The following is a 25017-nucleotide window of genomic DNA, read 5'->3' on the forward strand; positions in this document are numbered from 1 at the left end:
GTGTACGCGTGACCAGAGACGGCCCGGAGGACGCGCTGCCGGCGTTGCGCCTGCCCCGGCGGGCCAAGCGGCTACTCGGCTGCGCGTTCCTGCTGCTGGTCGCGGCCGTGGTGGCCGACCTGATCACCGGGCCGGGGACGACGCTCTCCCCCGTGCTCGCGGTGGCGCCGATGCTGGCGGGGGCGATCACCCGCTCGGCCCGGGTGCCCCTGTTCGCTGGGGCGGTCGCCACCGCCGCCGTGGTGCTGCTGGAGCTCAGCAACAGCGGGCTGCCGCTGTCCGTGCACCTCGCCGCGCTGATCACCGTCCTGGCCGCCACCCTGGCCAGTGCCGCCAACGTCGTCCTGGTGGCGGCCCGGGAGCGCGAACTCACCCAGGTCCGGACGGTGGCCGAGGCGGCGCAGCGGGCCCTGCTGCGCCCGCCGCCGGAACGGATCGGACCACTGCGGGTGGCCGTGCGGTACGCCGCCGCGGCGGCCGAGGCGCGGATCGGCGGGGACCTCTACGAGGTGGTGGACACCCCGCACGGGATCCGGATCCTGCTGGGGGACGTCCAGGGCCACGGGCTCCCGGCGGTGGAGACCGCCACGGACGTGCTGGGCGTGTTCCGGGAGGCCGCGCGGACCGAGCCCGACCTGGTCCGGGTGGCGGAGCGGCTGGACGCCGCGCTGTCCGAGCGCCGGGTCAACGAGCGCTTCGCGACCGCCTTCCTGCTGGACGTGGCCCCGGCCGGCGGGCCGGCCCGTTTCGTCAACTGCGGGCATCCGCACCCGCTGCTGCGCCGCGCCGGCCGGGTGACCGAGCTGGCTCCGCCGCTGCACGCCCCGCCGCTGGGCCTGCTCGGGCTGATCGGCGGGCACTACCGGGCGGGCGGCTTCGAGCCGCTCCCGGGGGACCTGCTGATCCTCTACACCGACGGCGTCTCGGAGGCCCGCGACACCGCGGACCGGTTCTACCCGCTGGCGGAGCGGCTCGCCGCGCTGCCGGCGACTGGCCCCGGGGACGTCCTGGACGCGCTGCTCGCCGAGGTCGGCGACTGGGTCGGCACCGCCGGGCCGACCGACGACGCGGCGCTCCTCGCCCTGCGCTGGGAGCAGTGAGCGCTGTCCCGGGAGCGGTGAGCCCCGGCCCGGGTACGGTGGATCACCGGCACCTTCGAGCTGTCGGTGGACCACGAGGGCGGCCACACCTACGCCCTGGAGTACGAGCTGGGCTGACGGCACCGGGCGCGCACCGGCCCGGCCTCCGCGCGGCGCCCGACCGTTCACCCGGGCCACTGTCACGATGATGCGATCAGTGCACGATCGACATCGGAGGGTGACGATGCCCGGTACGGCGGCCTCGGTGACGGGGGCGGGAGCAGGGGCACCGGCAACGCGGACGGTCGACGAGGTGCTCGGCCGGCTGCGGGCGATCGGGGCCGGACTGCCCCTGGACGACGGCGTGGCGGTGTTCAACCGGATGTACCTCACCGTCACGGACGCGGTGCGCCGCCGGCTGGCGCGCCCGGAGCACTCACGCGGCGCCCCGGACCGCCTTGGCCGCCCGTACTTCGCCGACCCGGCCGGGATGGCCGAGCTGGACGTGGTCTTCGCCGGGCGCTACCTGCTGGCCCTGGACGCCGAGGCGGCCGGGCGGCCGGTACCGGCCTGCTGGCGGCCGCTCTTCGCCCTGCGGGCGCACCGGGGCGTGCACCCGCTGCAGTTCGCGCTGGCCGGGATGAACGCCCACATCCAGCACGACCTGCCGCTCGCCGTGCTCGACACCTGCCGGCGGCTCGGCTGCGGGCCCGAGCGGCTCGCCGGGGACTACCACCGGGTCAACGACCTGCTGGCCGGGGTGGAGACGGCCGTCCGGGAGCAGCTGATGCCCGGGCCGGACGCCCTGGAGCGGGCCGAGCCGCTGACGCACCTGCTGGGCACCTGGTCGGTCGACACCGCCCGCGAGGCGGCCTGGGCGACCGTCCGCGCGCTCTGGCAGCTGCGCGGCGTGCCGTCGGCCGCCGCGGCGCTCGCCGCCGCGCTGGACACCTCGGTCGGCCTGCTCGGCCGCGCCCTGCTCACCCCGCTCGGCCCGGACCGGCCCCGCGCCGGGGGCGCGGCACCCCCGGCGGACGGGCCGCCCGCTCCCGAGCGGCCGACGGCCGGCCGGCTCCCCGTGGCGAGGAACCGGCCGGCCGTCGGTTGACCGTGCGTCGGGCGCCTGGTCCCCACTCGGTCCGGACCGCCGCGATCAGGCCCAGCTGGAGTGCAGCGGCTTGCCCTCGGCGTAGCCGGCCGCGCTCTGGATGCCGACCACGGCCTTCTCGTGGAACTCCTCCAGGCTGGAGGCGCCCGCGTAGGTGCAGGAGCTGCGCACCCCGGCGACGATCGAGTCGATGAGGTCCTCGACGCCCGGGCGGGCCGGGTCGACGAACATCCGGGAGTGCGAGATGCCCTCCTCGAAGAGCGCCTTGCGGGCGCGGTCGTAGGAGGAGTCCTGCGAGGTGCGGTTGCTCACCGCGCGCGCCGAGGCCATCCCGAAGCTCTCCTTGTACTGGCGGCCGTCGGCGGTGGTCTGCAGGTCGCCCGGGGACTCGTACGTCCCGGCGAACCAGGAACCGATCATCACGTTGGACGCGCCGGCGGCCAGCGCCATCGCGACGTCGCGCGGGTGGCGGACGCCGCCGTCGGCCCAGACGTGCTTGCCGAGCCGGCGGGCCTCGGCCGCGCACTCCAGGACGGCGGAGAACTGCGGGCGGCCGACGCCGGTCATCATCCGGGTGGTGCACATCGCGCCGGGGCCGACACCGACCTTGAGGATGTCGGCGCCCGCCTCGACCAGGTCGCGGACACCGTCGGCGGAGACCACGTTGCCGGCCACGATCGGGATCCGCGGGTCGAGCCCGCGCACCGCGCGCAGCGCGCTGATCATGGACTCCTGGTGGCCGTGCGCCGTGTCGACCACCAGCACGTCGGCGCCGGCCTCGATCAGCGCCTTGGCCTTGCCGGCCACGTCGCCGTTGATGCCGACGGTGGCGGCGACCCGCAGGTGGCCCCGCGCGTCGACGGCCGGGGTGTAGAGGGTGGCGCGCAGCGCGTTCTTGCGGGTCAGGATGCCGACCAGGCGGCCGTCGGCGTCGACCACCGGCGCGAGCTTGCGGTGCGCCTCGGTGAGCTTGTCGAAGGCGGCGCGCGGGTCGATGCCCTCCTCCAGCAGCAGCAGGTCGCGGGACATCACGTCGGCGAGGCCGGTGAAGCGGTCGACGCCCTGGCAGTCGGAGTCGGTGACCACGCCGATCGGCTTGCCGTCCTCGACCACGACCAGCGCGCCGTGGGCGCGCTTGTGCAGCAGCGAGAGAGCCTCGGCGACGGTGGCGCCCGGGGCCAGCGTGATGGCGGTGTCGTGCACCAGGTGGCGCTGCTTGACCCAGCCGATGACGTCGGCGATCACCTCGGTCGGGATGTCCTGCGGGATGGCGACCAGACCGCCGCGGCGGGCCACGGTCTCGGCCATCCGGCGGCCGGCGATGGCGGTCATGTTGGCCACCACCAGCGGGATGGTGGTGCCGGTGCCGTCGTTCGAGGAGAGGTCGACACCCTGCCGGGAGCCCACGGCGGAGCGGCTGGGGACCATGAAGACGTCGTCGTACGTGAGGTCGTACGAGGGCTTGAGGTCGTTCAGGAAGCGCATGAAGAAAGGGCTCTCTGGCTGGGAGAAGGTACACCTCGGGTGCGGTTGCGGCGAGGCCGCCGGGCGCACTCGGGCGCCCGGCACCCAACGTTCGATTCTCCGGTACGGGGCGGGCAAAAGCCAGTTCGACCCCGATCGCTGGCACAGTGCACAACACATGATCAGCAGCGCGGGCCCCGCCTTGGAGCTTCCTCCAAGTGATCGCCTTTTCGCCCCGGCCAGGGCCGCTCCCGTAGCATTCACGCGGTAACGGCGAGGCAATCCAGGAAAGCGGCAGCGGGCATCATGACGGCGGGCGTGGACATCGAGCAGGGCATCGAGCAGGGCGGCGGCACGGAGGTCAGCACCGAGGAGGAGATCGACTACGGTCCCGGCCTCGACCCCGAGCGGCTGCGGCTCTGCCTGGACGTGATCGCCGAGCTGGACCAGCTGCACGTCGACCACCCGGACGCGATCACCGTCCGCCAGGCCGTCGGCGGCATATTCCGCACGCTCAAGCAGCGCCGCCGCCAGGAGACCCGGGCCCGCAAGACCGCGAACGACCGCGAGGTCACCGCCCGCACCGCCACCGGCGCGCCCAGCCGGATCGACGACGAGACGGCCGGCGCGTTCGGCCTGACCACCGTCACCACCACCGAGATCGCCGGCATCCTGGAGCGCCCGCGCTCCTGCTACACCTGCAAGCAGCGGTACGTCGAGGTGGACGCGTTCTACCACAACCTCTGCCAGACCTGCGCGGTGAAGAACCGCGCCCGCCGGGACGCCCGCGCCGACCTCACCGGCAAGCGCGCGCTGCTCACCGGCGGCCGGGCCAAGATCGGCATGTACATCGCGCTGATGCTGCTCCGCGACGGCGCGCACACCACCATCACCACCCGGTTCCCCAACGACGCCATCCGCCGCTTCACCGCGATGCCGGACAGCGCCGACTGGCTGCACCGCCTGAAGATCGTCGGCATCGACCTGCGCGACCCGGCCCAGGTCCTGGCGCTGGCCGACGAGGTCGCCGCCGACGGCCCGCTGGACATCCTGATCAACAACGCCGCGCAGACGGTGCGCCGTCCGCCGGAGTCGTACCGCGAGCTGGTCAACGCCGAGTCCGCGCCGCTGCCGGCCGGCGAGCTGCCGCAGTCCACCACCATCGGCCGCTTCGGCAGCGGCAGCGTGGACCTGCCCGCGCTGCCCGCCCAGGCGACCGGCGGCGGCGAGCGGATCTCCGCCGAGGACGTCACCTCCCTCGCCCTGGTCACCGGCTCCGCCACGCCCGCCCGGATCGAGGCCGGCACCGCGATCGACGCCGGCGGGCTGGTGCCCGACCTCGCGCCCACCAACAGCTGGGTGCAGACCGTCAACGAGGTCGGCCCGGTGGAGCTGCTGGAGGTCCAGCTCTGCAACTCCACCGCGCCGTTCATCCTGATCAGCCGGCTGCGCCCGGCGATGGCCGCCTCGGCGTCCCGCCGCAAGTACGTGGTCAACGTCTCCGCGATGGAGGGCGTCTTCGCCCGCGGCTACAAGGGCGCCGGCCACCCGCACACCAACATGGCCAAGGCCGCGCTGAACATGCTCACCCGCACCAGCGCGCAGGAGATGTTCGAGTCCGACGGCATCCTGATGACCGCCGTCGACACCGGCTGGATCACCGACGAGCGCCCGCACCCGGACAAGATGCGGCTGGCCGACGAGGGCTTCCACGCCCCGCTCGACCTGGTCGACGGCGCGGCCCGGGTGTACGACCCGATCGTCCGCGGCGAGCAGGGCGAGGACCTCTACGGCTGCTTCCTGAAGGACTTCGACCGCGCCGCCTGGTAGGCCCCACCGTCCGGTGGACCCCACCGCCGGTGGCCCCCGCCGTCCGGTAGACCCCGCGAGGAGGACCGAGTTGACCACCGCACCGCTGATCGGCGCCGGCGTGATCGTGCCCACCGGTGACGGCCGGGTGCTGCTCGGCCACCGGATCACCGCCGGCGAGCCGCCCACCTGGAGCCTGCCGGGCGGCAAGGTGGACGACCCGGGCGAGTCCTTCGAGCAGGCCGCGGCGCGCGAACTCGCCGAGGAGACCGGCATCGTGCTGCCGGCCTCGGCGATGCGGGTGCTCGCCGTGCTGCTCGACCACGAGCTGGGTCGCCCCCGGCTGACCGCGGCCGTACTCGCCCCGCCGAGCCTGGCCGCGGCCCTGGTCACCGAGCCGCACGCCTGCGCGGGTTGGGAGCGCGTCGCGATCGACGCCCTGCCCGAGCCGATGTTCTACCCGTCGGCGCTGGTCCTCGGCAGCTGGCTGCCGCACCTCCCCCCGGTGATCCGGGCCGGGACGCACGCGTACCCCGTCGCCGGGTAGGGCGACGGGGCACCGCGGCCCGGGCGGGCCTTCCGCGGGCGGGTTCGGCGGTGAGCGGGTGAAGCCGTGGGCGGGCCGAGCCGTGGGCGGGCCGGCTGAGGGCGGGTCAGCCGTTGCGGGCCGCCTCCGGGCCGGTCAGCCGCCTCAGCAGCGGGAGCGTCGAGGCGATGATCCCGAGCGAGGCCGCCAGCCCGAGCGCCACCAGCGCGAAGTACACCGCCCCCGGTGACACCAGGTCGTAGTGCATCTGCGACGTGAGGAACATCGCCGCCGCCCCGAACCCGGTGCCGGTCGCGATCACCGACACCACCAGCAGCGGCAGCGCGCTCTCCAGCCCGACCACCCGTCGCAGCAGGCCGAGCGGCGCCCCGGTGAGCCGCAGCATCGCGAACGGGCGCCGGCGGTCCGAGAGGCCCGCCACCACGCTGACCGCGAGGCTGCACCCGGCGATCGGCAGCGTGGTCAGCAGCACCACGTTGGCCAGCTGCCGCCAGCCGGCCAGCTGCTTCTGCTGGCTGGAGCCCCAGTCGCCGACCGTCCGCGCCCGGTACTGCGGGTACGCCTCGGTCAGCAGGGTGCGGGTCCGCTCCATGGCCGCGACGGAGCCGTCGGTGGACACGTAGACGTTGCGCACCGGGAGCGCGGCCGCCTCCTCGGCGGAGACCGGCGCGGCCGGCCACTCGTGCGCGGCATTGGACCTCAGGTCCAGGAAGGCCCACTGCGGGACACCCGCGACGCTCGCACCGGCCGGGCAGTGGCCGGCCACCGGGGTCTGCGCGAGGTCGTCGCAGAGCACCAGGCTCGGGGAGAAGCCGGGCCGCTCGCCCGGCTCGGCGCCGAGCGCCCGCGGGTTGTCGTGGCCCACCGTGAGGCCCCGGAACCCCGGCACCGCCCGGAGGTCCGCCAGCAGTCGCTCGGGCAGCGCGTCCGTCATCGGCGGCTCGTCGACCATCGCGCCGTGCTCCACCACGACCCGGGTCTGCGGATCCCCGCTGAGCGCGCCGCGGTTCTCGTTGATGGTGCCGATGATGCAGACCGTGGCCGTGGTGACGAAGAGGGCGAGGACGAGCCCGGCGACCGAGCGGAACCCGGTCCTGGGGTCGTCCGCGAGCCGCCGCACCGCGATCAGTGTGGCCGGGCGGCTGGTGCGGGCGGCGACGGCCCGGGCCGCGACCATGGTGAGCCAGGGCCCGGCGACCACCAGCCCGAGCATGATCAGCAGGAAGCCGGTCAGATAGGCCGCCGTCTGCTGGTCGGTGGTGTCCGGGCGGCGGTTCACGAAGAAGCCGAGCTCGGCGAGGCCGGCCAGCAGCGGGACCAGCCGCCAGTGGGTCGGCGGCCTGGGGGTGACCCGGCGGGTGACCCCCAGCGGGGAGACGGTGACCCGACGCAGCGCCAGCCGGGCCGCGACCGCCGCCGCCACCGGAACGCCGACGGCCACCGCCACCGCCTGGAGCGGGGTGAGCGTCAGGTCGTCGAGGAAGAACCGGTCACCGGTGAACGGGACGGTCGCCGCCAGCGGGCGCAGCGCCAGGTGGAGGCCGAAACCGAGGACCGTGCCGACGGCGGCGGCCACCGTGGACTCGACCGCCGAGATCAGCGAGATCTGCCCCGGGGTGGCGCCGACCAGCCGCATCGCCGCGTAGCGCTGCTCTCGGGTGGCGGCGGAGAGCCGGGTGGCGGTGCCGATGAAGACGACCACCGGGAAGATCAGCGCCCCGGCCACGACCGAGAGGATCAGCGTCATGGCGTCGCCGCGCGTGCCCGGCCCCGGGCAGTCGTTGTCGCAGCTGGGCGGCAGGACGGTGGCGATGGTGGTGACCTCCCGCGCCCCCGGCATGGTCGAGATCTCCGCCGCCGTCCGGCCCGCGACCACGAACAGCGAGTCCGGGGAGGGCAGCGCCGCGTCGCCGAGGACGCCGGCCAGCCGGCCGGGGAAGCGGTCGCCCAGCTCGCCGGCCGGGGTCCTGCGCAGCAGTTCGGCCAGCGCGGGCGAGACGTAGTACTCCCCGGGCGCGGGCACCGCGTCGAGCCCCGGCGGGACGGGCGCCGTCGGCCCGGTGGCGGCGACGTCGACCCGCAGGATCTGCTCGCCGTCGTAGTAGTCCCCGTGGGCCCACCACCAGAGCGGGTCCACGGGGGCCGTCTCGGTCCGGCTCGCCGCGCCGGTGTTGGTCCACACGGCCCGGTCGTTGGCCTGGCCGACGGCGTTGATGCTCGCCAGCGTGGAGAGCAGCAGACCGACGCCGATCGCCACGGCGGCGGCGATGACGGCCAGCCGGGCCAGGGCCTCCCGCCCGCCGCTGACGGCGAGGCGCAGCGCGAAGGCGATCATCGGCCCACCGGGTCCGCCGAGAGCGAGGTGGCCCGGCCGTCGCGCACGATCGCCTCGCGGTCGGCGTAGGCGGCGACCCGGGGCTCGTGGGTGACCAGGATGACGGTGGTGCCCTGCTCGCGGGCCGCGCCGACCATCAGCTCCATCACCTGCTCACCGGTCAGCGAGTCCAGCGCGCCGGTCGGCTCGTCGGCGAACAGCACCCGGGGGCGCGCCACCAGGCCGCGGGCGAGCGCGACGCGCTGCGCCTGACCGCCCGACAGCTCACCGGAGCGGCGCTTCCCCAGGCCGTCCAGCCCCAGCCGGGCGAACCAGGGCCGGGCCTCGGCCAGCGCCGCCGCCCGCCGGGTGCCGCTCAGCAGCAGCGGCAGCGCGACGTTCTCCTCGGCGGTCAACTCGGGGACGAGCTGGCCGAACTGGAAGACGAAGCCGAACCGGTCGCGCCGCAGGGCGCTGCGCCCGGCCTCGTTCATGGTGTCGATCCGCTGCCCGTCGAACAGGACCTCGCCGGAGGACGGGGTGAGGATGCCGGCCAGGCAGTGCAGCAGCGTCGACTTGCCGGAGCCGCTGGGGCCCATGATCGCGAGCACCTCACCGGCGCCGACGGCCAGGCTCGCGCCGCGCAGGGCCGGGGTCTCGCCGTAGGCGAGCGTGATGTCGCGGGCCTCGATCAGCGGCGTCATGACCGCACCGCCTCGGCGAGCGCGTCCAGGCGGGCGGTGGTCAGGTCGATCCAGCGCAGATCGGCCTCCAGGTGGAACAGCCCGTGGTCGGCGAGCAGGGCGTCGACCAGCTCGCCGCCCCGGCGCAGCTCGGTGAGTTCGCGCATCCGCCGTAGGTGGGCGGCGCGCTGGGTGTCGAGGTACACCTCGGCGTCGCGGCCGAGCATCAGGGCCAGCACCACCTTGGTGAAGAGCACCGTCTGCAGGCTGGGCTCGGGCGCGACGGGCTCGGTGAGCCAGTGCTCGAACTCCGTCACACCGGCCTCGGTGATCACGTAGCGCTTGCGCTCGGGGCCGTCGCCGGGCTCGGCCTCGCCGGGCACCACCTTGCCGTCCCGGGCCAGCCGGCCGAGCGTGGCGTAGACCTGGCCGTAGGGCAGGGGCTTGCCCCGGCCGAAGAAGGTGTCGTAGTCGCGCTTGAGGTCGTAGCCATGGCTCGGCTCTCGCTCCAGCAGCCCGAGAAGGGTCAGGGGAACACTCATGAGAGGACCATACACCCGACGTATACCCCGAGTGTATAGCTGGCGGGAATACGGCTCCGAGCTGCGAAGGCGCTGATCCGTTGGCGGGAGTCGGCCGCTCCGGGAACCGGCGGGGCGGTGAGCGGGAGGCGGCCCCGCACCGCCTCCCGCGCCACACCGGCGGCCCGACCTGCCCCCACAGCGGGCCGGGCCGACCGCGTCCCCGACACCTCTCGGACGCGGCACCCACCAGCCTGCCCCGGCCACCCCACCGGCGCCGAGGGCCGAACGTCCCGGTCGCGCGGCGGGCCCCGGTCCTGACGGCCGGTCGGCGGGCGGGCGCCGCGGTACGAGCGCGCACGACTCTTGTGCCGCGGCCGGAGCGGAGGGAGATTGAGAGCCGGAGCCCGGCGGACGATCCCGGCCGGGCGCCCGAGCGCCGCTGCGACCTACCACCCGAGGAGCACGCATCGTGTCCAGCACCTCCGGCCCGGTCCGGCCCGCGTCGCTCCCGCGGCGGGCCGGACGGCAGCTGCGGCAGGCCCTCGGCAGCCACCGCTCCCCCCTGGTCCGGCCGCTGGACCGGTCCCGCGGCCGAGCCTGGTGCACGGCCGCGCTGGCGATCCTGCTCGCCCTGACCGCCGCCGTCGTCGGCGCGCTGCTCGGCTACCGGACCGTCGGGCGGGACGCCGACGCGGACCTGGCACGGCTGCGCCGGGTCGACGCCGTGGTGCTCTCCACCGACCGGCACGGAGCCGCCGTGGGAAGCCGCTCGGCGGGCGGCTACCAGGGCAGGGTGGCCGCCGAGGCCACCTGGACCGCGCCGAACGGGCAGTGGCGCACCGGCACCATCGAGGTGCACCGGACCGCCGTGGTCGGAACCACCGTCCCCGTCTGGGTGGACGAGGCCGGTCTGGTGACCGATCCCCCGACCACCCGGGCGGGCGTGGCGATCGAGGCGGTCTGCGTGGGCCTCGCGGGCTTCACCGTCGTCGGCGCGGGCGTCGTGGCCGCCCTCGCCCTGCGCCTGCGGACCCTCGACCGGCGGGCCGACCTCGCCTGGCAGCGGTCCTGGAGCAGGCTCGAACCGCTCTGGAGCGGCCGCGCGAGCCACAGCCCCGACGGGGCGCAGGGCGACTGACCCCGGCCGGGGGCCGCCGGGCCGGCCCGGCGGCCCCCGAAGTCCGCCGCCCGGACCGGCTCCGGGTCCGGGTCCTCCGCCCGACCGTCGGCGCCTCAGGACCCGCCGTCCCACCCGGTCCAGGCCGGGGCGGGGAGGCCGGCGGACGCACGGTGGGTGAGCACGGCGACGGCCACCAGGAGGGCCAGCGCCAGGGCGAGGGCGATCGGCACATCGGCGTTCAGGACCAGCGCGGCGCCCAGGACGGCACCGCCGAACATCCAGACCGCCGAGGCGAAGCGGCGGATCCCGGCCAGGTCGGCGGCCAGGCCGGTCAGGGTCATGGTGAGCACGGTGGTGGTGAGGTCGGGCACCTTGAGGGAGCGGACGACGGCGTTCTGCAGCCCCATCGCGAACCCGAGCAGACCGGTCAGCGCGTAGCGCGCGGGCTCGCCGGTGTGGCCGGCCAGCGCCGCCAGGGCGGTGCCGAGGGCCACCAGCACCGCCTGGACGGCGGCGGAGACGACCAGCAGCCGGCCCCGGTGGCCGGGCAGGCGTTCGCTGAGCCGGCCACCGGCGAGCGCGCCCGCCAGGAACGCGCCCAACGCGGTGAGCGAGGCGGTGGCGGAGAACCCGGCCGCGCCCGCCAGGGCGAAGCCCAGGAAGACCACGTTGCCCGTCATGTTGGCGACGAAGACATGCCCGAGGGCGAGGTAACTCACCGCGTCCACCAGCCCGGTGACGACGGTGAGCAACAGCAGCATCGGCACCAGCGGGCCGTGCCGGGGGTCGCTCCACACAGCTGTCCTCCTCCGGTTCGCGCGCTCCGGTGGGCTCCGGCGCTCCGTCCGTTCTACGCCCGTCCGCCCGCCCGGGGCACGCCGAACCCCCGCCGGTGCCCGAACGGCTCCACCGCGCCCACCGGGAGAGCGCCGGACGGGCACCTCGGCCGCCGCCCGTACGATGGGCCGGTGGGCGGCCGGCCAGGGCGGCCGGGTGCGGATGGAAGGGGCGTTCGGGCGGTGTTGCGCGGGTTCGGCGATCTGGAGGCCGAGATCATGGACCGGCTCTGGTCCTGGGGCCGGGCGGCCACCGCCCGCGAGATCGTCGACGACCTGCTGCTGCGGCGGCCGCTCGCCTACACCACCGTCACCACCGTGGCCGACATCCTGCACACCAAGGGGTGGCTGCGCCGGGAGAAGGTCGGCCGGGCGTGGGTGTACGAGCCGACCTGCACCCGCGAGGCGTACACCGCCCAACTGATGCACCAGGCACTGGAGACCACCTCCGACCGGGCCGGGGCCCTGCTGCACTTCGTCGACCGGATGAGCGGGGACGAGGCCTCGGCCCTGCTGGCGGCCCTGGAGCAGGTGAAGGAGCGGGACACCCCGTGACGCTCGCGCTGCTGGCGCTCCACCTCGTCCTGGTCGGCGCCGTCCTCCCCCGGTGGCTGGCCGGTTCGCGCCGGCTCCAGGCCCGGCCGGCGGCGGGCGTCGCGGTCTGGCTGGCACTGATGGCCTCCTTCGGGACCGCGCTGCTGCTCGCGGCGCACCACCTGGCGGCGACGCTCGGCCACCGGCCGGCCGGGCTGGCCGGACTGCTCCCGCACGTCGAGGCCGGTCCGGCCACCGACCCGCACGCGCACGGCTGGTGGGCGCCGGCCGCGGTGGCGCTCGCCCTGGGCGGGGTCGCCGTGGCCCTCGGGACGCGGGCCGCGCGGCTGCGGAGCCGGCACCGGGCGGTGCTGGACGTGGTCGCGGTCCGCGACCGGCACCACCGCGCGCTGGTGCTCGACGACGCCCGGCCGGCCGTCTACTGCCTGCCCGGCCGCCGGGCCCGGGTGGTGGTGTCGCGCGGCGCGGTGGAGCTGCTCGACGAGCGCCGGCTGGCCGCCGCGGTCGCGCACGAGCGCGGGCACATCCGGGGGCGCCACCACCTGGCGCGGCTCGCGGTGGACACCTTCGCCCTGCCCCTCGGCCGGCTGCCGCTGGCCCGCACCGGCCGGGCGGAGGTGGCGCTGCTGCTGGAGATGGCCGCCGACGACGCCGCGCTGGCGACCGCGACGCGCTCCGAACTGGCCTCCGCCCTCTGCCTGCTGGCCACGGCGGCCCGGCCGGCGGGCCCGCGTTCGCGGCGGCCGCCACCGGCGTCCTCGCCCGCGTCCAGCGCCTGGGCCGACCCGAGGTCACGCCCCGCCCCTGGGTCTCCGTCTGCCGCGTCGGCGCGGCCTCCGCCCCCCTGCTCCCCTACCTGCTGGCCTGCGCGCAGCACCCGTAGGGCCCCGGGGCCGGAGCGATCCGGCCATGTCCGGGTGCGGCCGGCGGGGCGGGAGTGGCGGCGCGGGAGTGCGTCGGGCCGGGGCCGGCGACGCGGTGGTGATGACCTGCCCCGGGCGTGCCTGCCGGATCGTCGGTCGGGCGCTCCCCGCGGCATGGTCGGCCCCCAACCGCTCCCTTCTTGCGGAGTGTCTGTCAATATTTTGCGCATATCCATGGACTTCATGCAGAGGCGCCCCTAGTGTTCCCCTCGCTCGGCCTCCCACCCACGCCAGTGAGGACGTCGCCCATGCCACCTCCCGCCTTCCGCCGTCTGCGCGCACCGCTCGCCGCGCTGACCGCCGCCGCCCTCTCCGCGGCCGCCCTGCTCACCGTCACCACCCAGCCCGCGCACGCCGCGGCCGTGCCGACCCTCTCGCCGCTGGACGTCCCCGGCCGGGGCGCCGCCGTGAAGTTCAAGGAGCAGGAGGCCGAGTTCGCGGCCACCAACGGCACGGTGATCGGCCCCGAGCGCCGCTACGGCACACTCCCCTCGGAGGCCTCCGGCCGCCAGGCCGTCACGCTGTCCGCGACCGGCCAGTACGTCGAGTTCACGCTGACCGCCCCGGCCGACGCGATGAGCTTCCGCTACAGCCTGCCGGACAGCGCGGACGGCCGGGGCCGGGACGCCTCGATCGACCTCCTGGTCAACGGGTCGAAGCTGAAGTCCGTCCCGGTCACCTCGAAGTACGGCTGGTACTACGGGGGTTACCCCTTCAACAACAACCCCGGGGACACCGACCCGCACCACTTCTACGACGAGACCCGGACCATGTTCGGCTCCTCGCTGCCCGCCGGCACGAAGATCCGGCTGCAGGTGTCCTCGATCGCGCAGTCCCCCGCCTTCACCGTCGACCTGGCCGACTTCGAGCAGGTCGGCGCGCCGATCGGCAAGCCCGCCGGGGCGATCGACGTGGTGGCGGACTTCGGCGCCGACCCGACCGGGGCCGGCGACAACACCGCGCGGTTCCAGAGCGCGGTCGACGCCGGCCGGGCCCAGGGCCGGACGGTCTACATCCCGCCGGGCAGCTACACGCTGTACGACCACGTGGTGGTGGACGGCGTCACCCTGGCCGGGGCCGGGCCCTGGTACAGCGTTCTCGGCGGCCGCGACCCGGTCAACCGCAACCGGGCCGCCGGGATCTACGGCAAGTACGTGGCGGGCGGCGGCTACGGCGGGGCGGTCCGGCCGCAGGAGGCCAACGGACCGAGCCGGAACGTCACCCTGCGGGACTTCGCCGTCATCGGCGACATCCGCGAGCGGGTGGACGACGACCAGGTGAACGCGCTCGGCGGGGCGATGAGCGACTCCACCGTGGACAACCTGTGGATCCAGCACACCAAGGTCGGCGCCTGGATGGACGGGCCGATGGACCGGTTCACCATCCGGAACAGCCGCATCCTGGACCAGACCGCGGACGGCGTGAACTTCCACACCGGGGTGACGAACTCGACGGTGACCAACACCTTCGTCCGCAACACCGGTGACGACGGCCTCGCCTCCTGGCCGGAGCGCGTCCCCAACGCGGGAGACAGCTTCACCCACAACACCGTGGTCGTCCCCGTGCTGGCCAACAACATCGTGACGTACGGGGGCCGGGACTTCACGATCTCCGACAACGTGATGGCGGACACCGTCAGCAACGGCGGCGGCCTGCACATCGCCAACCGGTACCCGGGGGTCGGCTCGGGCTGGGGGACCGCCGTCGCGGGCACCGTCAACGCGCTCCGGAACACCCTGATCCGGACCGGGAACAGCGACTACAACTGGAACTTCGGCGTCGGGGCGGTCTGGTTCAGCGGCCTCAACGAGCCGATCAGCGGAGCCGCGATCACCATCGGCGACACCGACATCCTGGACAGCTCCTACGAGGCGATCCAGACCATCGAGGGCTCGTCCAGCGGGATCGCCTTCACCGGCGTGACCATCGACGGCGCGGGTGCCTACGCCATCCAGGCGCAGGCCGAGTCGACGATGCGGTTCACCGGTGTGAAGGCCCGCAACATCGCCCAGTCCGCCACCCCGACCCACAACTGCGTCGGCGCCGGCTTCCGGATCACCGACGGCGGCGGCAACTCCGGCTGGGCGGGCTCCACCTGCGGCGGCACCTGGCCGGCCCCGCAGTTCACCTACGGCGGCCGGCCGGGCGGCGGCGGCCCGGGCACCCCGAGCCCGTCCGGCACCCCGAGCCCCTCGACCACGCCCACCTCCACGCCCACCCCGTCGACCACGCCCACCCCGACCACGCCGCCCGGCACGGTGGACCTGCTGCACGGCAGGGCGATCGCGGCGAGCAGCTACACCGACGTCTACCCCCCGCAGCGGGCCGACGACGGCGACCGGGCCAGCTACTGGGAGAGCGCCAACAACGCCTTCCCGCAGTGGATCACGGGTGACCTCGGCAGCCCCGTCGCGGTCGGCCGACTGGTGCTCACCCTGCCGCCCGGCTGGGAGGCGCGGACCCAGACCCTGACCGTCCAGGCCTCCACCGACGGCGGCTCCTGGAGCACGGTCAAGCCCTCGGCCGGGTACCGCTTCGACCCGGCCACCGGGAACACCGTCACCGTCCAGGTGCCCGGGACGACCGCCCGCTACCTGCGGCTCACCTTCACCGGCAACACCGGCTGGCCGGCCGGCCAGCTCTCCGAGTTCCAGGTGTACGGCCCCTGACGGACCGGCACGGACGCAGGCCCCCGGAGACCGACACGGTCTCCGGGGGCCTGCCCGTCTCGGTCAGGACCGGGCGCGCGGCGGCGCCGTCGACCCCCGGACCACCAGTTCCGGCTCGAACAGCAGCTCGTCGTGGGTGATCCGGGCTCCGCCGATCTCCCCCACCAGGAGGTCCACCGCGGCCCGGCCCATCGCCTCGATCGGCTGCCGGACGGTGGTCAGCGGCGGATCGGTGCAGGTCATGAAGGACGAGTCGTCGTAGCCGATCACCGACACGTCGTCCGGCACCGAGAGACCGGCCCGGCGGGCCGCCCTGATCGCGCCGAGCGCCAGCGGGTCGCTGGCGCAGATGATCCCGGTGACGCCCTCGCGGAGCAGCCGGGTGGTGGCGGCCTGGCCGCCCTCCAGGGTGAACAGCGCCCGCTCGACCCGGCTCTCCGGGAGGTCGAGGCCGGCCTTCGCCGCCGCGGCCCGCGCGGCGGCCAGCTTGCGCCGGGACGGCACGTGGTCGGCCGGGCCGAGCACCAGCCCGATCCTGCGGTGGCCGAGCTGGCGCAGGTGCCCGACGGACTGCTCGACGGCGACCGCGTCGTCGCAGGACACCCGGGCGAAGTCGAGGCCCTCGATGGCCGCGTTCAGCAGCACCGTCGGCAGGCTGCGCTCGGCCAGCCGGTCGTAGTGGTCGTGGGCGGCGTCGGCCTGGGCGTAGAGGCCGCCGAAGAAGACCACGCCGGAGACCTGCTGGGAGAGCAGCAGGTCGACGTAGTCCGCCTCGGACACCCCGCCGGCGGTCTGGGTGCAGAGGACCGGGGTGAACCCCTGGCCGGCCAGCGCGCCGCCGACCGCCTCGGCGAAGGCCGGGAAGATCGGGTTCTGCAGCTCCGGCATGACCAGGCCCACCAACCGGGCGCGTTCGCCGCGCAGCTGGGTGGGGCGCTCGTAGCCGAGCACGTCCAGGGCGGTCAGCACGGCGGCCCTGGTCGCCTCCGAGACGCCGGGCTTGTCGTTCAGCACCCGGCTGACGGTGGCCTCGCTGACCCCGACCTTCTGCGCCACCTGGGCAAGTCGTCGTGTCATGGGGGGAGTGTACGTCGTTCCTCGCAAGAACTTGCGTCTTCTTGCGCTCTCTTGAACCGCCTTGCGCTCGCTCCCACCGCCCCGGAACGCGCCCGCCGGCGAGCGGCGGACAGCCCGAGGTGCCGCCGGGACGGGGGTCCGTCCCGGCGGCACCGGTGTCGGAGCGCTTCGGGGCTACGGGTTGACGGTGATGGTGAAGGTGGAGGTGGTGTTCCTGATGTCCTGGTCGTTGCCGGCCAGGCGCAGGTGGTTGAAGACCACCGAGCCGACCGCCGGGCCCTGCCCGGGCTCGGCCGACTCGTTCGCCCAGATCCCGAAGCCGGACCTGGCGTCGAAGGCGTCACCGCTGCGGCGCGCCCCGGTGATCGAGACGTTGCTGAAGACGGTGTCCTTGACCGGGAACTGCGGCTGCCCGCCGGAGTAGTTGGTCTGGAACATGATGCCGTGGTACGTCGGGTCGACGATGTCCACATCGCTCACCCGGATGCCCTGGAACACCTTGGAGGCCGAGAACACCCAGATCGCGGGGAAGGTCTGGGAGCCCCAGAAGTGGCCCCCGGCCCGGACGACCGAGATGTTCTGCAGGGCCGTCGGTTCGGTGCCGAAGCCGTTCATCGGGTACCCGAAGTCCAGCGAGCTGATGGTGACGCCCGAGTAGACCAGGGTGTCGGCGATGTAGATGTTGCGGAAGGTGTTGGCGTAGCCGCCGTACACGGCGACCCCGGCCGCCCGCCAGGTGAGGATCGAGGTCAGGTTCTCGAAGACGTTGTTCTTCTCGTCCGCGCCGCCCGCGTCGATCGCGGAGAACAGCGCGAAGGAGTCGTCCCCGGTGGCCCGGGCCTCGTTGTTGGTGACCAGGTTGTCGGTGGAGCCGTTGGTCATGTTGACGCCGTCCGCGAAGGTGTCGCGGATCCGGCTGTTGCTGATGGTCATGAAGTCGGTGTTGGCCCCCCAGTAGAGGCAGACCATGTGCTCGGCCCAGATGTCGTCGATCACCATGTGGGCGACGTTGGCGAAGTCGAAGACCTTGCCGGGGCCGTCGATCCGGGAGGTGTAGTTGCCGAAGTAGGCGAACCCGGCGAAGGTCGAGCCGTTGGCCGTCGCCTCCGCGCGGAAGCCGACGTCGGTGTTGCTCTGGGTGGCGGGCGCCCGGAACCGGGTGAACCAGGGGCCCGCGCCGATCACCTTGACGGGCTTGCCGTAGACCTGGAACTTGCTCGCCGTCTGGTAGTCGCCCGCCGGCAGGTAGACGCCGGCCAGGGTGCCGGTGGTGTCCATCCGCACCTTGTCCAGGGCGTTCTGCACGTCCTGGTGGGTGAAGCCGGCCGGGACGGCGTAGTGCGCCGGGTCCGGGTTCGGCGTCGCGGTGGCCTGCTCCAGGCTGACGAAGTCGATCGCGTAGCGGGAGGTGTCGCCGCCGTCCTTCTGCAGCCTGATCCGGCTGCCGGCCGGCACGGTGGTGCCGAGCAGGACGTTCGCCTCGTCGTAGACGTGCCGCGGGGCGCCCGCGCCGGGCGAGTTGCCCGGCGCGGTCTCGGCGCCGTACAGCCAGGCGTACTTGGAGGTCAGGTCGATCTTCTTGAGGAAGGTGCCGTCGACGTAGACGCTGAGCGTGGCGTCGGTGCCGTCGCCGCCGGCGGCGTCCGGGACGGAGAACCGGGTGACGAGCGTGTTGGTCGGCGCCCGGGTGGTGAACTCGACCGAGGCGCCAGTGGAGTTGAGCGTCACCGCGCGCCGGCCGCTGGCCTCGCCGGCGAGGTCCCCGACGACCCGGTTCGGCCCGACCAGGCCCGCGCCGCCGGCCAGCACGCCGTCCTCGGCCTCGTAGGTGTCGTAGGGCATGTTCGCGCCCCGGCCGACGTGGAGCGGCTGGGTGGAGGTGTTGTCGGTCTGCTTGGCCGGCGGCTCGTTGGCGTCCGCCGCGATCACCGTCTTCACGGTGTACCGGCCGTTCGCCGCCGTCCAGGTGCCGAGCGTCACCGGCGCGCTGGTCGCGCCGGGGGCGATCGTGCCGGTGTAGGCGCCGGACAGCGTCCTCACCACGGTGCCGGCGGCGTCGGCGACCGTCAGGGTGATGGCGTGGGCGCCGCCGGCCGAGGCCGTGGTGCCCTGGTTCTTCACCGCCACCGAGAAGGTGACGGTGTTCCCGGCGGCCGGGTTGGCCGGGGACCAGACGGTCGGGGCGGCGAGCAGGTCGGAGCCGGGGGCCCGGGTGACCACCAGGGGGGCCGGCGCGGTGGCGGTGTTGTTGGTCTCGTCCCGCTCGATCACCGCGTTGGCCTCGTCGACCTTGGCGGAGAGCTGGTAGCTGCCGGCCGCGCGCACGCCGGCGTCCAGCGTGACGGTGCCGGCGGCGCCGACGGCCAGCGGGCCGACCTGGGCGGTGCCGACCTTGGTCGAGCCCAGGTAGAAGCCGACGGCGGTCGCGGCCGAGGGCAGGGTGCCGAGGTTGCGGACCGTCGCGGAGAGCGTGACCGGGTCGGTCTCGACCGGCGCGGCCGGGGTGACGGAGACGTCGGTGACGGTGAGGTCCGGGTTGGCCGCCGGGGTGCCGATCACCTGGAACTCGGCCACCTGGCCGCCGGTGGACCCGGTGTTGGCGGTGATCCGCAGCTGGACGTCGGCCGCGGTGGCGCCGACCGGGACGGTCACGGAGTTCCCGGCGGGCTGGACGAAGTCGTAGCCGCGGGCCGGTACCAGGGTGGTGAAGCCGGTACCGGACTGGTCCCGGCCGAGCACCTCGATCGTCTGGCTCCGGCTGGACCAGGCCGCGGCCGGGTTCAGCTTGACCACGACGGAGTCCACCGCCGCGTTGGAGCCCAGCGCCACCGTCAGGGTGTCGGGGTAGCTGTTGGCGTTGCCCTCCCAGTAGGTGGCGGTGTCGTTGTCGTTGGCGTTCGCCGCGACGAAGGTGTTGATCACCGAGGAGGCGCTGATCGGCTTGCCGGCCGCCAGGTTGGTCCCGCTCCCGCCGCTGCCGGCCCGCACCACGGTGTTGCTGCTCGCGGACTGGTTGCCGGCGGCGTCCCGGGCCTTCACGTAGTAGGAGACGGTGGCGCTGTCCGGCTGGCCGTCGGTGTAGCTCAGCACGGCGGCGGCCACGCTCGCCCGGAGCGCGCCGTTCGCGTAGACGTCGTAGCCGGTGACCCCGGTGTCGTCGGTCGAGGCCGACCAGGTCAGACGGATCCGGCCCGCCGCGGGCTGGTCGTAGCCGAGGGCGCCGGGCGCGGACGGCGCCTGGGTGTCGCCGCTCTGACCGGTCCTGGTCACCGTGTCGCTGCTCGGCGACTGGTTGCCGGCGGCATCCCGGGCCTTCACGTAGTAGGAGACGGTGGCGCTGTCCGGGCGGCTGTCGGTGTAGCCCAGCACGGTGCCCGGCACGCTGGTCAGCAGCGCGCCGTTCGCGTAGAGGTCGTAGCCGGTGACCCCGGTGTCGTCGGTCGAGGCCGACCAGGTCAGGTGGATCCGGCCGGGCGCGGGCCGGTCGTAGGCGAGGCCGCTCGGGGCGGTGGGCGCCCGGGTGTCGCCGGTGGCCGGGCCGTACACCTCCAGTTCGGCCAGTTGGGCGGCGGCCCAGCCGGTGTTGGCGGTCACTTCGACCCGCACGAACCGGGTGGTGGTGGCCCCCAGGTCGAGGACGACGGCGTTCCCGGTGGCCGGGTCGAAGACCCGGGCGGCCGAGGCGGCCAGGTCGGTGAAGGCGCTGCCGTCGGTGCTGCCGCGCACGGCGAGCGTCTGCGTCCGGCGCTCCCAGCCGGCCGGCAGCCGCAGCGCCACGCGGTTGACCGCCACGGCGGCGCCGAGGTCGACCTGGACCCACTGCGGCAGCGCGCCGTTGGCGCTCTCCCAGTAGCTGGCCGCGTTGCCGTCACCGGCGTTCGCCGGGGCGTAGGCCTGGCTCTGGCTTCCGGCGCTGAACGGCCGCCCGAGCGCCAGGTTCGCCCCGGCGGCGCCGGCCGCGCGCACCTCCAGCTCGGCGATCTGGGCGGCCGGCCAGCCGGTGTTGGCGGAGACCGCCAGCCGCAGGTAGCGGGTGCTCGCCGCCGGGAAGGCGATCCGCACGGTGTTGCCGGTACCGGGCGCGAAGGCGTAGCCGGCCGCGCCCACCAGGGTGGTGAAGCCGGTGCCGTCGGCGCTGCCCTGGACGGCGAGCGTCTCGGTGCGGCTCTCCCAGGACGCGGGGAGCTTCAGCACCACCTCGTCGACCGCGGCGGGGGCGCCGAGGTCGACCTGGACCCACTGCGGCAGCGCGCCGTTGGCGCTCTCCCAGTAGGTGGCGGCGTCGCCGTCGTTGACGGCGGTGACCGGCCGGCCGGCGATGCTGCTGCTCGCGGCGGCGGGCCGGCCCGCCGCCAGGTCGGGGCCGCCGGCCGCGGCGGCGGTGGTGGCCGGCAGCAGCGGGCCGGCCAGGGCCAGCAGGCCGGTGGCGAGCGTGCCCGCCAGCCAGCGGAAGATCGGTGCTCGGGTTCTCACGGGGTCCTCTGTCTCGTCTCGTCCGAACGCGTGGATGGGGGTGGGGGGTGGGGCCCTGTCCGGCCGTCAGGACCGGGTGCGGGCGGGGGTGAGCGGGCCATCCGTGGCTCCGGGGGGCAGCGGCGGGCCGGGGCGGCGCCCGGTCCGGGGGCGGACCGGGCGGGGGGGTGTCCGCCCCGGGCGGTCAGGCGACGCGCAGCCAGACCGCGGTGTCGGGCGGGAGTAGCCCGCCCGCGGTGAGCGGGCCGCTGGCGAGCAGGACCGCGCGGTGCGCGGGCAGCGGATGCGGCGCGGCGCCGAGGTTCACCACGCACTGGAAGCCGGCGCCGCGGTGGAACGCCAGCACCTCGCCGGGAGCGGCGGTCCAGCCGAAGACCTCGCCGCGCAGGGCGTCCTCGGCGCGGCGCAGCCGCAGCGCGGCGCGGTAGAGCGCGAGCATCGAACCAGGGTCGGCCGACTGGGCCTCGACGGTGAGCGGGGCCCAGTCGGCCGGCTGCGGGAGCCAGGGCTCGGCCGGAGCCTGGCTGAACCCGTACGGGGGTCGGTCGCCCGACCAGGGGAGCGGTACCCGGCAGCCGTCGCGGCCCGGGTCGGTACCGCCGGAGCGCAGGTGCATCGGGTCCTGGAGGCGGTCCGGCGGCAGGTCCTCGACCTCGGGCAGGCCGAGTTCCTCGCCCTGGTAGAGGTAGACCGCGCCGGGCAGGGCCAGCGAGAGCAGCGCCGCCGCCCGGGCCCGGCGCCGGCCAAGCTCCGGGTCGGTCGGGGTGCCCCAGGCCTTGGCGGCGAAGTCGAACCGGGTGTCCCGGCGGCCGTAGCGGGTGACCGTCCGGGTGACGTCGTGGTTGGCGAGCACCCAGGTGGCCGGGGCGCCGACCGGGGCGTGCAGCCCCAGCGTGGTGTCGATCGACTCGCGCAGCGCGGCCGCCTCCCAGGGGCGGGCCAGGAAGTCGAAGTTGAAGGCGGTGTGCAGCTCGTCCGGGCGCAGGTACCGGGCGAAGCGCTCGGCGTCCGGCAGCCAGACCTCGCCGACCAGGATCCGGGTGTCCGGGTAGCTGTCGGCGATTGCCCGCCAGGAGCGGTAGACGCCGTGCAACTCCTCGCGGTCGGTGAACGGGTGCGGGTCCCGGCCCTTGACGAAGTCGGGCAGCGCCGGGTCCTTGGCCAGCAGCGCGGCGGAGTCGATCCGGACGCCGGCCGCGCCCCGGTCGAACCAGAAGCGCAGGATCTCCTCGTGCTCGGTGCGCACCCGGGGGTGGGCCCAGTTGAGGTCGGGCTGCTGGGCGGCGAACAGGTGGAGGTACCACGCGCCGTCCGCCGTCCTGGTCCACGGGCGGCCGCCGAACTCGGAGACCCAGTCGTTGGGCGGGAGTTCGCCGTCGGGGCCGCGCCCGGCGCGGAAGTGGAACAGTTCGCGCTCCGGACTGCCGGGGCCCGCCGCGAGCGCGGCCCGGAACCACGGGTGCTGGTCCGAGACGTGGTTCGGCACGATGTCCACGATGGTGCGGATGCCGTGGCCGAGCGCCTCCGCGATGAGCTGCTCGGCGTCCGCGAGGGTGCCGAACAGCGGGTCCACGCCCCGGTAGTCGGCGACGTCGTAGCCGCCGTCGGCCATCGGGGACGGGTACCAGGGGTTGAACCAGACGGCGTCGACGCCGAGGTCGGCCAGGTAGGGCAGCCTGCTGCGGACACCGGCGAGGTCCCCCGTGCCGTCGCCGTCGGCGTCGGCGAAGCTGCGCGGGTACACCTGGTAGATCACCGCGTCGCGCCACCAGTGCGGGGTCTCGAACGGGAGCCGGGATTGCTGTCCCACGGTGGGTCCTTTCGGATCGGCGCCCGGGCCGGTCAGCCTTTGAGTCCACCCGAGGTGAGCCCGGACATGATGTTGCGTTGGAAGATCAGGAAGAAGACGACGGTCGGCGCCGAGGCGATGGCCAGGGCCGCGATGACGACGTTCTGCGGCACGCCCGTGGAGAGCGACTTGATGCCGATGTTGAGGGTCTGCCGGGCCGGGTCCGGCTGGACGAGCATCGGCCAGAGGAAGTCCTTCCAGACGTTCACCACGGCGAAGATCGAGACCACGCCGAGGATCGGCCGGGACATCGGCAGCACGATGGAGCGCAGGGCGCGCAGCGGGGTGGCGCCGTCGATCGCGGCGGCCGCCATGAGGTCCTCCGGGATGGAGTCGAAGAACCGTTTCAGCAGGAAGATGTTGAAGGCGTTGGCCACCGTCGGCAACCAGATCGCCCAGGGCGTGTTGATCAGGTTGACGTGCAGCAGCGGCAGGTCCAGGACGGTCAGGTACTGCGGGACGACCAGCACCGCGGCCGGGATCATCAGGGTGGCCAGCATCATGCCGAGGATCAGATTGCCCAGGACGGGCCGCAGCTTGGACAGCGCGTAGGCCGCCGCCACGTCGAGGACCAGCTGGAAGGCGAGCGCGCCGAAGGCGTAGTACAGCGTGTTGAAGAGCAGCCGGCCGAGGCCGAGCCGGCTCCACGCGGTCGCGTAGGTGTCCGGGTGGAGCTCGGCGGGGAAGAGCGTGGGCGGGTTGCGGACCACCTCGGCGGTGGACTTCAGGCCGCCGGTCACCAGCCAGTACAGCGGGCCGAGGAAGACCAGGGTGAAGACCACGACGGTCGCCACCAGGGTCAGCCGGTAGAGCAGTCGGCCGCGTGGGCGGTCGAGTTGGGTCTGCGAGATCAGCGTCCGGGTCTGCGGCTGCACCGGGGCTCCCATGGGTCTGGTCGGGTGTGGTCCGGGACTGGACGGCCCCGGGTCAGTCGGCCCCGGGTCGGTCGGCCCCGGGTCGGTCGGCCCCGGGTCGGTCGGCCCCGGGTCAGTCGGCCTCGCGCGACAGCCGCGCGTACAGGGCGGAGAATCCGGCCAGCACCAGCAGCATGATCAGGCCGAGCGCCGAGGCGGCGCCGTAGTTGTTGAAGTTGAAGGCGTACTGGTAGACGAGGTGGACCACGGTGGTGGTGGAGCCCTGCGGCCCGTTGCCACCGGTCAGCAGGTAGGGCTCGACGAACACCTGCATGGTGGCGACGATCTGGAGCAGCAGCAGGAGCGAGAGCACCAGCCTGGTCTGCGGGACGGTCACGTGCCAGATCCGGCGCCACAGGCCGGCCCCGTCCAGTTCGGCCGCCTCGTAGAGCTCCCCCGGGATGCCCTGGAGGGCCGCCAGGTAGATCAGGGTGGCGCCGCCCATGTTCATCCAGGTGGAGGCGATGACCACCGAGAGCAGCGCGGTGTCGGGCGAGTCGAGCCAGGCCGAGGTCGGCAGGTGGAGCGCCCGCAGCACGCTGTTGAACAACCCGTGGTCCGGGTCGTAGAAGTACTTGAAGAGCAGCACGGAGGCCACCGGCGGCATCATCACCGGCAGGTAGACCAGCACCCGCAGGTAGGCCTTGGCGTGCCGCAGCTCGTTCAGCAGCACGGCGACCAGGAACGGCACCGCGAAGCCGAACACCAGTGCCAGCAGGGTGAACACCAGGGTGTTGCGCCAGGCCTGCCAGAACGCCGGGTCCTGGAGCAGCTGGTCGACGTTGTCCAGGCCGACCCAGCTGGTCCGGCCCCGCCTGGTCCGCTGGAAGCTCATGACGACTTCACGGACCATCGGGTACCAGGTGAAGAAGCAGAAACAGAGCAGTGCGCCGAGCAGGAAGCCGTGCGCGGTGAGGTTGCGCCGCAGCCCCCGCCCCAGCCGGCCGCGCCGCCGGGGCTCACTGGTGGGCCGGGCCGCCTTCCCGGCGACACTGATCGCTGCCATCCCTCGTTCTCCGCTTCGTCGCTGTCCGTCGCTGTCCGTCGCTGTTCACCGGTGGCCGTCGGTGGCC

The 25017-nt window shown here is 74.4% G+C and carries 18 protein-coding genes; 8 read left to right on the top strand and 10 right to left on the bottom strand.

Translation table 11 applies throughout. From position 1 onward, the window contains the following. Positions 1–8 precede the first annotated feature (8 nt). A complete protein-coding gene (locus tag OG618_RS07765) occupies positions 9–1100 on the top strand; it encodes a PP2C family protein-serine/threonine phosphatase (RefSeq protein WP_329486543.1) in 1092 nt (363 codons plus the stop codon). Between the two features lie 223 nt (positions 1101–1323). Beyond that, positions 1324–2187: a DUF5995 family protein gene (locus OG618_RS07770; protein WP_329486544.1), complete on the top strand. Its 864-nt coding sequence runs from the start codon at positions 1324–1326 to the stop codon at positions 2185–2187. 45 nt (positions 2188–2232) lie between these two features. Here the strand turns inward: OG618_RS07770 and OG618_RS07775 are convergent, their stop codons facing one another. Continuing rightward, a complete protein-coding gene (locus tag OG618_RS07775) occupies positions 2233–3672 on the bottom strand; it encodes a GuaB1 family IMP dehydrogenase-related protein (RefSeq protein WP_329486545.1) in 1440 nt (479 codons plus the stop codon). Between the two features lie 285 nt (positions 3673–3957). On the opposite strand from OG618_RS07775, the gene OG618_RS07780 reads away from it, so the two are divergent. Then, the gene (locus OG618_RS07780) at positions 3958–5481 is read left to right on the top strand and encodes an SDR family NAD(P)-dependent oxidoreductase (RefSeq protein WP_442906768.1); all 1524 of its coding nucleotides are present in this window, start codon (positions 3958–3960) and stop codon (positions 5479–5481) included. A gap of 70 nt (positions 5482–5551) precedes the next feature. Beyond that, positions 5552–6007: a nucleotide triphosphate diphosphatase NUDT15 gene (locus tag OG618_RS07785; protein WP_329486546.1), complete on the top strand. Its 456-nt coding sequence runs from the start codon at positions 5552–5554 to the stop codon at positions 6005–6007. A gap of 106 nt (positions 6008–6113) precedes the next feature. Here the strand turns inward: OG618_RS07785 and OG618_RS07790 are convergent, their stop codons facing one another. Genes OG618_RS07790 through OG618_RS07800 form a run of 3 tightly spaced genes read right to left on the bottom strand, consistent with a single transcriptional unit; the run spans position 6114 to position 9546 of the window. Further along, entirely contained in the window at positions 6114–8342 is a 2229-nt protein-coding gene (locus OG618_RS07790; RefSeq protein WP_329486547.1) for an FtsX-like permease family protein, read from the bottom strand. Beyond that, positions 8339–9025 carry an ABC transporter ATP-binding protein gene (locus OG618_RS07795; RefSeq protein WP_329486548.1) on the bottom strand — a complete coding sequence of 229 codons (687 nt, stop codon included), beginning with the start codon at positions 9023–9025 and terminating at the stop codon, positions 8339–8341. Before OG618_RS07795 ends, OG618_RS07790 begins: the two co-directional genes overlap by 4 nt. Then, the gene (locus OG618_RS07800; protein WP_329486549.1) at positions 9022–9546 is read right to left on the bottom strand and encodes a PadR family transcriptional regulator; all 525 of its coding nucleotides are present in this window, start codon (positions 9544–9546) and stop codon (positions 9022–9024) included. Before OG618_RS07800 ends, OG618_RS07795 begins: the two co-directional genes overlap by 4 nt. Positions 9547–9997: 451 nt before the next feature. Between OG618_RS07800 and OG618_RS07805 the strand changes: the two genes are divergently transcribed. Beyond that, positions 9998–10666, top strand: coding sequence for an Rv1733c family protein (locus OG618_RS07805; protein WP_329486550.1), 669 nt, complete (start codon positions 9998–10000; stop codon positions 10664–10666). 95 nt (positions 10667–10761) lie between these two features. Here the strand turns inward: OG618_RS07805 and OG618_RS07810 are convergent, their stop codons facing one another. Beyond that, positions 10762–11409, bottom strand: a complete 648-nt coding sequence (locus OG618_RS07810) for a YoaK family protein (protein ID WP_329492037.1) — start codon at positions 11407–11409, stop codon at positions 10762–10764. A gap of 261 nt (positions 11410–11670) precedes the next feature. On the opposite strand from OG618_RS07810, the gene OG618_RS07815 reads away from it, so the two are divergent. The 3 genes from OG618_RS07815 to OG618_RS07825 are packed head-to-tail and all read left to right on the top strand — an operon-like array spanning position 11671 to position 15631. Beyond that, positions 11671–12039 (top strand): BlaI/MecI/CopY family transcriptional regulator, encoded by a 369-nt coding sequence (locus OG618_RS07815; RefSeq protein ID WP_329492038.1) that lies wholly within the window; start codon positions 11671–11673, stop codon positions 12037–12039. Next, on the top strand, positions 12036–13163 hold the full coding sequence (locus OG618_RS07820; protein WP_329486551.1) for a M56 family metallopeptidase: 1128 nt from the start codon (positions 12036–12038) through the stop codon (positions 13161–13163). The genes OG618_RS07815 and OG618_RS07820 overlap by 4 nt, the downstream gene beginning before the upstream one ends. Before the next feature lie 47 nt (positions 13164–13210). Beyond that, a complete protein-coding gene (locus OG618_RS07825) occupies positions 13211–15631 on the top strand; it encodes a galactose-binding domain-containing protein (protein ID WP_329486552.1) in 2421 nt (806 codons plus the stop codon). Positions 15632–15694: 63 nt separating this feature from the next. Here the strand turns inward: OG618_RS07825 and OG618_RS07830 are convergent, their stop codons facing one another. The 5 genes from OG618_RS07830 to OG618_RS07850 form a co-directional block, all read right to left on the bottom strand. Continuing rightward, a complete protein-coding gene (locus OG618_RS07830) occupies positions 15695–16708 on the bottom strand; it encodes a LacI family DNA-binding transcriptional regulator (RefSeq protein WP_329486553.1) in 1014 nt (337 codons plus the stop codon). A gap of 174 nt (positions 16709–16882) precedes the next feature. Continuing rightward, positions 16883–21181 carry a discoidin domain-containing protein gene (locus tag OG618_RS07835; RefSeq protein WP_442906769.1) on the bottom strand — a complete coding sequence of 1433 codons (4299 nt, stop codon included), beginning with the start codon at positions 21179–21181 and terminating at the stop codon, positions 16883–16885. Between the two features lie 184 nt (positions 21182–21365). Beyond that, positions 21366–22991: a glycoside hydrolase family 13 protein gene (locus tag OG618_RS07840; protein WP_329486554.1), complete on the bottom strand. Its 1626-nt coding sequence runs from the start codon at positions 22989–22991 to the stop codon at positions 21366–21368. Positions 22992–23023: 32 nt separating this feature from the next. After that, complete coding sequence (locus tag OG618_RS07845) at positions 23024–23917, bottom strand: carbohydrate ABC transporter permease (protein WP_329486555.1); 894 nt, start codon at positions 23915–23917, stop codon at positions 23024–23026. A 100-nt stretch (positions 23918–24017) separates the two neighbouring features. Then, positions 24018–24950: a carbohydrate ABC transporter permease gene (locus OG618_RS07850; RefSeq protein ID WP_329486556.1), complete on the bottom strand. Its 933-nt coding sequence runs from the start codon at positions 24948–24950 to the stop codon at positions 24018–24020. Between the last annotated feature and the right edge of the window lie 67 nt (positions 24951–25017).

The sequence above is a fragment of the Kitasatospora sp. NBC_01246 genome, from assembly GCF_036226505.1.
In the GTDB taxonomy this organism is placed as follows: domain Bacteria; phylum Actinomycetota; class Actinomycetes; order Streptomycetales; family Streptomycetaceae; genus Kitasatospora.